Below are 9,845 nucleotides of genomic sequence, written 5' to 3' on the forward strand. Positions count from 1 at the left end.
AAGCTCAGGGGAGGATTTTTAGGAGAGGCGGCCCTCGAAGTCTTCGTAGCCGAACGACTTCACGATGCGCAGCTCGTCGGTGCGGCTGTCCCACAGGGCGATCGACGGCAACGGCACGCCGTTGAAGGTGGTGGTCTTGACCATCGAGTAGTGCGCCTGGTCGAGGAAGGCGAAGCGCTGGCCGGGATGCGGGCGCTGCGGGAAGCGATAGTCGCCGAGGATGTCGCCGGCGAGGCACGAGGGGCCGCCGAGGCGGACGAGCACGTCGCCGCCCTCCCCCAGCATCGCCGGGCGGTACGGCGCCTCGATCACGTCGGGCATGTGGCAGGTGGCGGAGATGTCGACCACGCCGATCGGCATGCCGTTGTCGAAGATGTCGACGAACTCGCCGACGAGGATGCCGGTGTCGAGCGCGATCGCCTCGCCGGGTTCGAGGACCACTTCGAGGCCGGTCTCCTCGCGCACCTGCTTGAGGAACTCGACGAGATCGTCGCGCTGGTAATCGGCGCGGGTGATGTGGTGGCCGCCGCCGAAGTTGAGCCATTTGAGCTGGCCGAAGTACGGCGCGATGCGGGGCTTGAGCGCTTCCCAGGTGCGGCGGAGCGGGGGGAAGTCCTGCTCGCAGAGGGAGTGCACGTGGAGGCCGTCGACGCCTTCGAGATGCTCGGGGCGGAGCTGGTCGGCGGGGAAACCGAGGCGCGAGTGCGGCTGGGCGGGGTCGTATTTCTGGACCTCGCCCTCGCTGTGCATCGGGTTGAGGCGGAGGCCCACGTCGAACGTGTCGCCCCGGGCGCGGGCGGCGTCGAGCTCGGCTTTCATCGCTTCGTGCTGGCCGGGGGTATTGAAGATGACGTGGTCGGAGAGCTTGCACACCTGCGCCATGTCGGCGGCCTTGTAGCCCGAGCAATAGGTGGCGATCTCGCCATGATAGTGATCGGCGGCGAGCCTGGCTTCGTGGAGGCCCGAGGTGGCGACGCCGTCGAGATAGCGGCCGACGAGATCGCCGAGCGACCACATCGAGAAGGCTTTCAGCGCGAGCAGGATTTTCACCCCGGCGCGGTCGCGGACGTCGGCGATGGCCTGGAGGTTGCGCTCGACCGCGGCGGCGTCGACGACGAAGCAGGGCGACGGCACGCGCGACAGGTCGAAGCCCGCGAAGGCGCCGGGGTCGCCGGCCTTGGTGGACATTACGGGCGGCGCGGCGCGGATTTCCATGTTTCTTCCTTACTCCTCCCCCACCGGGGGAGGTGGCATCGCGCAGCGATGACGGAGGGGCCGCCGCGCAGACGGCGGGACGTCGCCAAGAACACCGCCCTCTGCGGGGCGGCCCCTCCACCACTCGCTGCGCGAGCGGTCCCCCTCCCCTGAGCGAGCTCAGGGGAGGAATTTAGAACTTCAGCGGTTCCGCCAGCTCATGGACCTGCCACGGCAGGCCGTGCTTGTTGAGCATGTCCATGAAGGGATCGGGGTCGAACTGCTCCATGTTGAACACGCCCTCCCCGCGCCAGGTGCCATTGAGCATCAGCGCCGCGCCGATCATCGCGGGCACGCCGGTGGTGTAGCTCACGGCCTGGTTGCCGGTCTCCTCGAACGCGTCCTCGTGATCGCACACGTTATAGACGTAGAAGGTCTTCTCCTGCCCGTCCTTGGTGCCGGTTGCGATGTCGCCGATGTTGGTCTTGCCCTTGGTCGTGGTGCCGAGCGTCGAGGGCTCGGGCAGCACGGCCTTGAGGAACTGGAGGGGCACGATCTCGCGGCCCTCGAACAGGATCGGCTCGATCGAGGTCATGCCGACATTCTGAAGGACGCGCAGGTGGGTGAGATACTGCTCGCCGAAGGTCATCCAGAAACGCGCACGTTCGATCTCGGGGATGAACTTGACCAGGCTCTCGAGCTCCTCATGGTACATGAGGTACATGTTCTTGGCGCCGACCTGATCGAACTCGAACACCTGGCGCGAGGAGAGCGCCGGGGTCTCGACCCACTCGCCATTCTCCCAGTGCCGCGCGGGCGCGGTGATCTCGCGGATGTTGATCTCGGGGTTGAAGTTGGTCGCGAAATGCTGGCCGTGATCGCCGCCGTTGCAGTCGAGGATGTCGAGCGTGCGGATCGTGTCGAGCAGGTGCTTCTTGATGTACATCGCGAACACGCTGGTGACGCCCGGATCGAAGCCCGAGCCGAGCAGCGCCATCAGGCCCGCATCCTTGAAGCGGTCCTGATAGTCCCATTGCCAGCCATAGTGGAACCGCGCCTCGTCGCGCGGCTCGTAATTGGCGGTGTCGAGATAGTCGGTGCCGGTGGCGAGGCACGCGTCCATCAGGTTGAGGTCCTGATAGGGCAAAGCGAGGTTGACGAGGAGGTTGGGCTTGACGGCCTCGATCAGCTTGCTGGTGGCGGCGACGTCATCGGCATCGACCTCGGCGGTGTCGATGGTGACGCCGAAGCGCTGCTTCACCGATTCGGCGATCGCATCGCACTTGAACTTGCGGCGGCTGGCGAGCGTGATCTTCCCGAACAGATCCGGGTTCTTCGCCATCTTGTGCACCGCGACCGACGAAACGCCGCCTGCGCCGATTACGAGAACGTCCTTCACGCCTTGTCCTTCCTCAAATGTCCCGGGGGAATGACGCCCCCATATGAGAGCAACGCCCCGGATGCAAAGGGCGATGCGTCTAGTCCTTCCTAATCCTCCCCCGCCAGGGGGAGGTGGCGCCGAAGGCGACGGAGGGGGAGGAAACGAAGGTCCCACCGTCCTCCCCCTCCGTCATCGCTGCGCGATGCCACCTCCCCCTGGCGGGGGAGGATTGAAAGCGTCCGTCGATACGCACTACCAACGTGACATGCACAAGACGATCGGCCGCAGGGCATTCATCGGGGGCGCCGCAGCGCTCGGGTTCGCGGGCCGGGCGCAGGCGCAGATCACGCCGCCCAGGATCTTCACCCCCGCCCCGCCCTGGCCGCCGCGCGAGCATTTCATGCTGTGGCCCGGCCTGCCGCCCGGCACGCCGCCGGGGATCGCGCGCTCGACCGTGCCGGTGCCGCTTCCGCTCGGCACGCCGCAGCGCTGGGAGAAGGGCATCCGTTACCCTCATGTCGGCGTGTTCCGCCCGGTGCGGCCCGACGGGCGCGCGGTGCTGGTGATGCCCGGCGGCGGCTATGTCTTCGTCAGCCTGATCAACGAAGGAGTGAACGTCGCCCGCACGCTCAATCCGATGGGCATCACTGTCTTCGTCCTGGCCTATCGCCTGCCCGGCGAGGGCTGGCTCAACCGCACCGACGTGCCGCTGCAGGACGCCCAGCGGGCGATGCGGCTGATCCGTTCGCGGGCGGCCGAGTTCGGGATCGACCCGGCCAAGCTCGGCATCTGCGGCTTCTCGGCCGGCGGGCATCTGGGGGGCACGCTGACGGTGGGGCATGAGGATGCGGTCTATCGCCCGGTCGATGCCGCCGACCGTCTGTCGGCGCGGCCTGCTTTTTCGGGGCTGATCTACCCGGTCACGCAGTTCTCGAGCGCGGGGCCGAACAGCCGTTCGGGGCCGAACCTGCTCGGGCCGAACCCGCAGCCCGGCGCCGCCGCGCGCTTCGACGTGCTTGCCCGGGCCAGCGCCGCGATGCCGCCTTTGTTCCTGTGCCACGCGATGGACGATGCGACGGTGCCGGTTAGCCAGAGCATCGCGCTGATGGAAGCCGCGCGGCGCCACAAGGTGCCGGTCGAGGCGCATTTCCTGGAGCGCGGCGGGCACGGGTTCGGGGCTGCAAGCCTTCCCAAGAGCAACCCCGGCGCGAAGTGGCTCGACTGGTTCGCGGCGTGGACCGCGATGCATGTGTAGGGGTGCTTTTTATCCTCCCCCGCCAGGGGGAGGTGGCAGCCGAAGGCTGACGGAGGAGGCGGATTCCAGAACCCTGGCGACTCGCGTCCTCCCCCTCCGTCGCGCTTCGCGCGCCACCTCCCCCTGGCGGGGGAGGATTTATCGAAGTCCTCTACCGCCGGAATGTTCTTGAAATGTTCCGTTCTTCAGCCTAGCATTGGCGGATGGCAAAGACCCGCCCCGTGCGCGGGGCCACGCTTAATCGCGAGAGCGCCCGCTTCAACCTGCCCGCGCGGGAGGCCGATGGCGACTGGCTCGACGCGCGCGAGGGGATCGACGGCGAGCTGCCGCCGCTGCGGACCAGCGTCACGGTCGAGAAGCCGAAGACGATCCTGACGCGCAACCAGTCGCCGGACATCGCCTTCGACCGATCGGTCAACCCCTATCGCGGGTGCGAGCATGGCTGCATCTATTGCTTCGCGCGGCCGACCCATGCCTATCACGATCTATCGCCGGGGCTGGATTTCGAGACCAGGCTGTTCGCCAAGCCCGACGCCCCTGCCCTGCTGCGCGAGACGCTGGCGAAGCGCGGCTATGTCTGCCAGCCGATCGCGTTCGGCACCAACACCGATCCCTATCAGCCGATCGAGGCCGAGTGGCGGATCACGCGCGGGTGCATCGAGGTGCTGGCCGAATGCGACCACCCGATCACGATCACCACCAAGTCCGACCGGGTGACGCGCGACATCGACCTGCTCGCGCCGATGGCGGCGAAGGGGCTGGCGGCGGTGATGATCTCGGTCACCTCGCTCGATCCGAAGATCGCGCGAACGGTCGAGCCGCGCGCGCCGCATCCCGAGCGGCGGCTGGCGGCGGTAGCGAAGCTGCGCGCGGCGGGGATCCCGGCCTACGTCTCGCTCTCGCCGGTGATCCCGCAGGTCACCGACCATGAGATGGAGCATATCATGGAGCGCGCGGCGGGGGCCGGGGCGCTCGGGTGTTTCTACCTCCCCGTGCGGCTGCCGCACGAGGTGGCGCCGCTGTTCCGCGCGTGGCTCGACACGCATTTCCCCGACCGTGCGGGGAAAGTGATGGCGACGATCCAGTCGATCCGCGGCGGGCGCGACAATGATCCGAACTTCCATACGCGCTTTCGGGGGCAAGGGCCTTGGGCGGAATTGCTGCGTACGCGGTTCAAGCGCGCGGCGCGGCGCTACGGCCTCGACAAGGAATATATCCCGCTGCGCCGCGACCTGTTCCGGCCGCCAGCGGGGGCGCAGGGGGAGCTGTTTTAGGAGCGGCCTCCAATCCTCCCCCGCCAGGGGGAGGTGGCGCCGAAGGCGTCGGAGGGGGCGGACTCCCAACAGGCGTGTTCGTATCCTCCCCCTCCGTCACGCTTCGCGTGCCACCTCCCCCTGGCGGGGGAGGATTGGGAGGCAATGCCGGTTTCTTCCGGTTGCACGATGCGGGTATAAGCGCGATGCTTGAGCGGATGCGGGCGACGCGGTTTCCTTCCTGGTGGCGGCAGGCGCTGCTCTATGGCGCGCTTCTCGCGGCCGGCAGCGCGCTGCTGCAATGGCTCGACTATCGCTGGCTGGTGCGGGCGCATTCGATCGAGCTTTATCTGCTGATCGTCGCCGGGGCGTTCCTGGCGATCGGGCTGCTGGTCGGCGCGCGCGTGCTCGGCCGCCCTGCCCCGCCGCGGCCCGCCGGCAATCCGGCGGCGCAGGCGTCGCTCGGCATCAGCGTCCGCGAGATGGAGGTGCTGCGCGAGCTCGCTGCGGGCCACGCCAACAAGCAGATCGCGCGCAACCTGCGCATCTCGCCCAACACGGTGAAGACTCATGTCGCGCGGCTGTTCGAGAAGCTCGGCGCGAGCCGCCGCACCGATGCGCTCGCCCGCGCGCGCGAGCTGGGGCTGCTGCCCTGACATTCGGGGGATTTCGGCCAAATCACCTCTTTGGGCGATTGTTCCGGATGCCGTTGCGCGGGATCGATCCTGCATCGATACACGTCAAAGGGGACATGACATGCAACGCCTGATCCTGACCTATGGCCTCATCGCCGGCGTGGTGGTGAGCATCCAGCTCTTTCTGATCGCCACGCTGTTCCGGGACAATCCGCCGACCGGCCCGCTGGGCATGGCGATCGGCTACCTCACCATGCTGATCGCGCTGAGCGCGGTGTTCGTCGCGATCAAGCGGCGGCGCGACCATGATCTGGGCGGGGCGATCAAGTTCTGGCCGGCCTTTGGGCTGGGGGTCGCGATCTCGGCGGTCGCGGGATTGCTCTACGTGCTCACCTGGGAAGCCGTGCTCGCGATCAACGGCGCCGACTATGTCGAGACGATGATGGCGGCCGAGGTCGAGCGGCAGCGCGCGGCCGGGGCCGGCGCGACGGAACTGGCGGCATTGCAGACGCAGATGGAAGGGTTCCGCGCAATGTACGCCAATCCGCTGATCCGCCTGCCGATCACCTTCAGCGAGATCTTTCCGGTGGGGCTGCTCGTCTCGCTGGTTTCGGCCGCATTGCTGCGCAACCCGCGCTTCATGCCGCTGCGGCGCGAGAGCTGAGGCCGGCGCTCCGGTTCGCGGTCAGGCGGCGGCGAACTGGAAGCCCCTATACTGGTCGCGGATCGCGGTCTTGAGCAGCTTGCCGGTGGCGGTGTGGGGCAGCGCCTCGACGAAGTGGATCTCGTCGGGGAGCCACCATTTCGCGACATGTTTGGCGAGATGCTGCTGGATCTGGTCGGCGGTGACCTCGCTGCCCGGCTTGCGGATCACCAGCAGCAGCGGGCGCTCGTCCCATTTGGGGTGATGGATGCCGATCGCCGCGGCCTCGGCCACGCCGGGGCAGCCGACCGCGGCATTTTCGAGCTCGACCGAGCTGATCCACTCGCCGCCCGACTTGATCACGTCCTTGGCGCGATCGGTGATCTGCATGATGCCGTCGGGATGCAGCACCGCGACGTCGCCGGTGTCGAACCAGCCGTCCGCGGTGAGGCACGGCCCGCCCTCGTCCTGGAAATATTGCTTAATGATCCACGGACCGCGCACCTGAAGCCGGCCCGAGCTCTCCCCGTCGCGCGGGAGGACGTTGCCGGCATCGTCCACGGTGCGCAGTTCGACGCCGAACGGCGCGCGGCCCTGGCAGACCATCTTGTCGACCTTCGCCTCGAAGCTCAAATCATCCCAGTCGTGGCTGGGCGCACCCATCGTGCCGATCGGCGAGGTCTCGGTCATGCCCCAGGCATGATTGACGCGCGCGCCCATCTTCATGATCCGCTCGATCATCGCGCGCGGCGCCGCCGAGCCGCCGATCGTCACCACCTTGAGATGCTTCGGCGCGTCGCCGGTCTCATCCATATGCTGGAACATCGCGAACCATACCGTCGGCACGCCCGCGGTGTGAGTCACCTTCTCGCGGTTCATCAGCTCGCACAGCACCTTGCCCTCGTTGATCGCGGACATGACGAGCTTCACGCCGACCATCGGCGCCGCGAAGGGCATGCCCCAGCCTACCGCGTGGAACATGGGGACCACCGGGAGAACCACCGACTGGGTCGACAGGTCGAACACCGCCGGCTGGATCTCCGCCATCGCGTGGATCACCGAGGACCGGTGGGTGTAGAGCACGCCCTTGGGGTTCCCGGTGGTGCCGCTGGTATAGCAGAGCATGCACGGCTCGCGCTCGTCCCCCTCGACCCAGGCATAGTTGCCGTCCTCGGCGCCGATCACCGCCTCGAAGCTGTCCGGCCCCTCCCCATCGAAGACGATATAATGCTCGATCGTCTTCCATTGCGGCTTCATCTTGTCGATCAGCGGCTGGAACATGCGGTCGTAGATCAGCACGCGGTCTCCGGCATGGTTGCCGATATAGGCGAGCTGATCCTCGAACAGGCGCGGGTTGATGGTGTGGATCACCCCGCCCATGCCGATCGTGCCGTGCCAGGCGACGAGATGGCGGCTGTGGTTCATCGCCATCGTCGCGACGCGATCGCCCTTCCCGATTCCCATGCGTTCAAGGGCTTGCGCCAGTTTGCGCGAATCGCGGGCGATGCCGGCCCAGTTGGTGCGCGTCTCGCTCCCGTCGAACCAGCGGCTGACGATCTCGCGGTCGCCGTACTCGCGCTCGGCATGATCGATCAGCCGCGGTACCCGAAGCTCGAAATCCTGCATCGCGCCCAGCATCGCTCTCTCCTCATCCGCACGGGTTTCCGTGTCCGTAAGGGCATCCTGCGGTTTCGAGGAAGAGGATGCAAGAGCGCGCCGCCCAGCTTCGCGGTTGCCACCGGTGTCGCGCGCGGCTGCGGCCGGTCAGCCCCCGGGGAGCGCGGTGATCGCGACGACGTGGCTCGTCGGCAGCTCGGGATTGCCGGCATAGACGACCAGCACGCGGCGCCCGCCATCCTGATGCGTGACGCGCCAACCCTGATTGGGCAGCGCCGGCGCGCGCTGGCCGGCGCCGAAACGGGCCTCGATCTCTCGCCGCGTGACATGAAGCTCTGCCGGGGGAACCAGCTTCAGCCCTTCGATCCGGCCGGGCTTTCCGGGCGCGAAGAGCAGCTCCGAACCCTCGCCTGCGCGGCCGGGCAAGGTGAAGCGGAGCTGGCCCGCAGCCTCGAAGCTGCGGTCGAAACGCGCGCCCATCGTCTCCAGCCGCTGCGCCCCCTGGGGATCGGATACCAGCGCGAGCAGGTCGAAGAATGCGGCGAAGCGGTCGCCCTGCGCGGCATTGGCGGGATCGGCGTCCATCGCGTTACATCCCGGAATCGCGGCGGCGAGCATCAGCGCGGCCAGAGATTGAGGACCTTGCCACCCACGCGCCATGCATCCGCCTCCTCGGGGAGCGCCCGATATTGCTCGTAATTGCCCGCCGTGATGTTCGTGAGGATGGAATTCCGGTTGGCCGCGCCGGTTCCATAGACGCTCTCATACATCGCCTCGGCATAGTTGCCGCGCGCGCTGTCGAGATCGAGCGCGGGGGCCGCGGCCGCGGCCTGGGCAAAGTTGGCCTCCATCTGCAGCCCGGCGAGATCGTCGCCGCGTGCGGTGGCGACGCGCGCCATGTCGAACCATTGCTCGGCATGCCGCCCCTCATGCCACAGCGTGTCCGCGACGTCACGCAGCTGCGCGTCGGTGACGTTGTTGCTGCTCAGCAACGCCGGGTCGAGCCCGATGGTGTTGGTGGTGAAATCATAGACGCCGTTGGCGGTCCCCACCCCGCCCGCGCGGACGCGGACATCGGGGACCCCACCCGCATTCAGGCGATCGTTGAGCGCCGCGCCCAGCGCATTGGCGCGCTCGCCCGGGGTCATCGACGCCCATTGCGGCTGCAGCGCACGCACATCCTGAATGAACTGGGTCACCTCGCTGTTGCGGTCGAGGCCATAGGTCACCGGAGGCACCACCGCGAAGCGCTGGCCCGCCTGAATCTTGTCGGGATCGGTGATGCCGTTGGTCCGCGCAAGCTGGTTGACGCTCACGCCATAGCGGTCGGCGAGCGCCGAGAGCCGGTCGCCGGCCTGGAACTCGACCACCTGGCGATTGACCGGGACGTTGATCTTGTCGCCGGCGCGGATCGCATCGAGATTGCGCACGTCCGGGTTGAGCTGCGCGAGCTGACCGACCGTCGTGCCATAAGCCGTGGCGAGCGATTCGAGCGTGTCGCCCGGCTTCACCTCGATCTGGATTGAAGGAATCTGCGGCGCCGGGCCAAGCGCGGCGCGGGCCTCGGCCTGAACGCCGGAGAGATAGGCGGCGCGCTCCGCCGGGGTCGATACCTGTCCGGCGTCGGTCGTTCCGAGCTCGCTCGGCGGGCGCACGCTGAGCTGCGGGAGCGCGGTATCCTGGGCGGCGGCTGCGACGGTCATTACGCAATACTCCTGGCAAGCCAAGATGCGTGTTGTGACGGCCCCGCGCGGCGCGGGCCATAATCGGAATGAGGGGATCGCTAGTCGGATCGACTAGGTTGAGTGAGCCCTTATCCTCCCCCGCCAGGGGGAGGTGGCGCGCGCAGCGCGACGGAGGGGGAGGA

General features: G+C 67.7%; 9 protein-coding genes. 4 read left to right on the forward strand and 5 right to left on the reverse strand.

Annotated features, from left to right (window positions below; all coding sequences use genetic code 11):
- Nucleotides 1-18 precede the first annotated feature (18 nt).
- Both VGD28_RS17100 and VGD28_RS17105 read right to left on the reverse strand, forming a co-directional pair.
- On the reverse strand, nucleotides 19-1,188 hold the full coding sequence (locus VGD28_RS17100; RefSeq protein WP_331029569.1) for a carboxynorspermidine decarboxylase: 1,170 nt from the start codon (nucleotides 1,186-1,188) through the stop codon (nucleotides 19-21).
- A gap of 199 nt (nucleotides 1,189-1,387) precedes the next feature.
- A complete protein-coding gene (locus VGD28_RS17105; RefSeq protein ID WP_331029561.1) occupies nucleotides 1,388-2,593 on the reverse strand; it encodes a saccharopine dehydrogenase family protein in 1,206 nt (401 codons plus the stop codon).
- 247 nt (nucleotides 2,594-2,840) lie between these two features.
- On the opposite strand from VGD28_RS17105, the gene VGD28_RS17110 reads away from it, so the two are divergent.
- From VGD28_RS17110 to VGD28_RS17125, 4 genes are all read left to right on the forward strand, one after another.
- Nucleotides 2,841-3,830, forward strand: a complete 990-nt coding sequence (locus VGD28_RS17110; RefSeq protein ID WP_331029562.1) for an alpha/beta hydrolase — start codon at nucleotides 2,841-2,843, stop codon at nucleotides 3,828-3,830.
- A gap of 203 nt (nucleotides 3,831-4,033) precedes the next feature.
- Nucleotides 4,034-5,104 (forward strand): PA0069 family radical SAM protein, encoded by a 1,071-nt coding sequence (locus tag VGD28_RS17115; RefSeq protein WP_331029563.1) that lies wholly within the window; start codon nucleotides 4,034-4,036, stop codon nucleotides 5,102-5,104.
- A 197-nt stretch (nucleotides 5,105-5,301) separates the two neighbouring features.
- Entirely contained in the window at nucleotides 5,302-5,739 is a 438-nt protein-coding gene (locus VGD28_RS17120) for a response regulator transcription factor (RefSeq protein ID WP_331029564.1), read from the forward strand.
- 100 nt (nucleotides 5,740-5,839) lie between these two features.
- Complete coding sequence (locus tag VGD28_RS17125; protein WP_331029565.1) at nucleotides 5,840-6,382, forward strand: DUF4199 domain-containing protein; 543 nt, start codon at nucleotides 5,840-5,842, stop codon at nucleotides 6,380-6,382.
- Nucleotides 6,383-6,403: 21 nt separating this feature from the next.
- On the opposite strand, the gene VGD28_RS17130 is transcribed toward VGD28_RS17125, so the two are convergent.
- The 3 genes from VGD28_RS17130 to VGD28_RS17140 all read right to left on the reverse strand — a co-directional run bounded on the left by VGD28_RS17130 (nucleotide 6,404) and on the right by VGD28_RS17140 (nucleotide 9,681).
- Entirely contained in the window at nucleotides 6,404-7,999 is a 1,596-nt protein-coding gene (locus VGD28_RS17130; protein ID WP_331029566.1) for a long-chain fatty acid--CoA ligase, read from the reverse strand.
- 126 nt (nucleotides 8,000-8,125) lie between these two features.
- A complete protein-coding gene (locus VGD28_RS17135) occupies nucleotides 8,126-8,563 on the reverse strand; it encodes a hypothetical protein (protein ID WP_331029567.1) in 438 nt (145 codons plus the stop codon).
- A gap of 32 nt (nucleotides 8,564-8,595) precedes the next feature.
- Entirely contained in the window at nucleotides 8,596-9,681 is a 1,086-nt protein-coding gene (locus VGD28_RS17140; RefSeq protein WP_331029568.1) for a LysM peptidoglycan-binding domain-containing protein, read from the reverse strand.
- Between the last annotated feature and the right edge of the window lie 164 nt (nucleotides 9,682-9,845).

Source organism: Sphingomonas sp. (genome assembly GCF_036402235.1).
GTDB lineage: Bacteria > Pseudomonadota > Alphaproteobacteria > Sphingomonadales > Sphingomonadaceae > Sphingomonas.

Bases quoted from the DNA above. Each gene is read 5' to 3' on its own strand.
- VGD28_RS17125 (WP_331029565.1), top strand. From the start codon at position 5,840: ATGCAACGCCTGATCCTGACCTATGGCCTCATCGCCGGCGTGGTGGTG.
- VGD28_RS17100 (WP_331029569.1), bottom strand. From the start codon at position 1,188: ATGTCCACCAAGGCCGGCGACCCCGGCGCCTTCGCGGGCTTCGACCTG.
- VGD28_RS17115 (WP_331029563.1), top strand. From the start codon at position 4,034: ATGGCAAAGACCCGCCCCGTGCGCGGGGCCACGCTTAATCGCGAGAGC.
- VGD28_RS17130 (WP_331029566.1), bottom strand. From the start codon at position 7,999: ATGCTGGGCGCGATGCAGGATTTCGAGCTTCGGGTACCGCGGCTGATC.
- VGD28_RS17120 (WP_331029564.1), top strand. From the start codon at position 5,302: ATGCGGGCGACGCGGTTTCCTTCCTGGTGGCGGCAGGCGCTGCTCTAT.
- VGD28_RS17140 (WP_331029568.1), bottom strand. From the start codon at position 9,681: ATGACCGTCGCAGCCGCCGCCCAGGATACCGCGCTCCCGCAGCTCAGC.
- VGD28_RS17110 (WP_331029562.1), top strand. From the start codon at position 2,841: ATGCACAAGACGATCGGCCGCAGGGCATTCATCGGGGGCGCCGCAGCG.
- VGD28_RS17135 (WP_331029567.1), bottom strand. From the start codon at position 8,563: ATGGACGCCGATCCCGCCAATGCCGCGCAGGGCGACCGCTTCGCCGCA.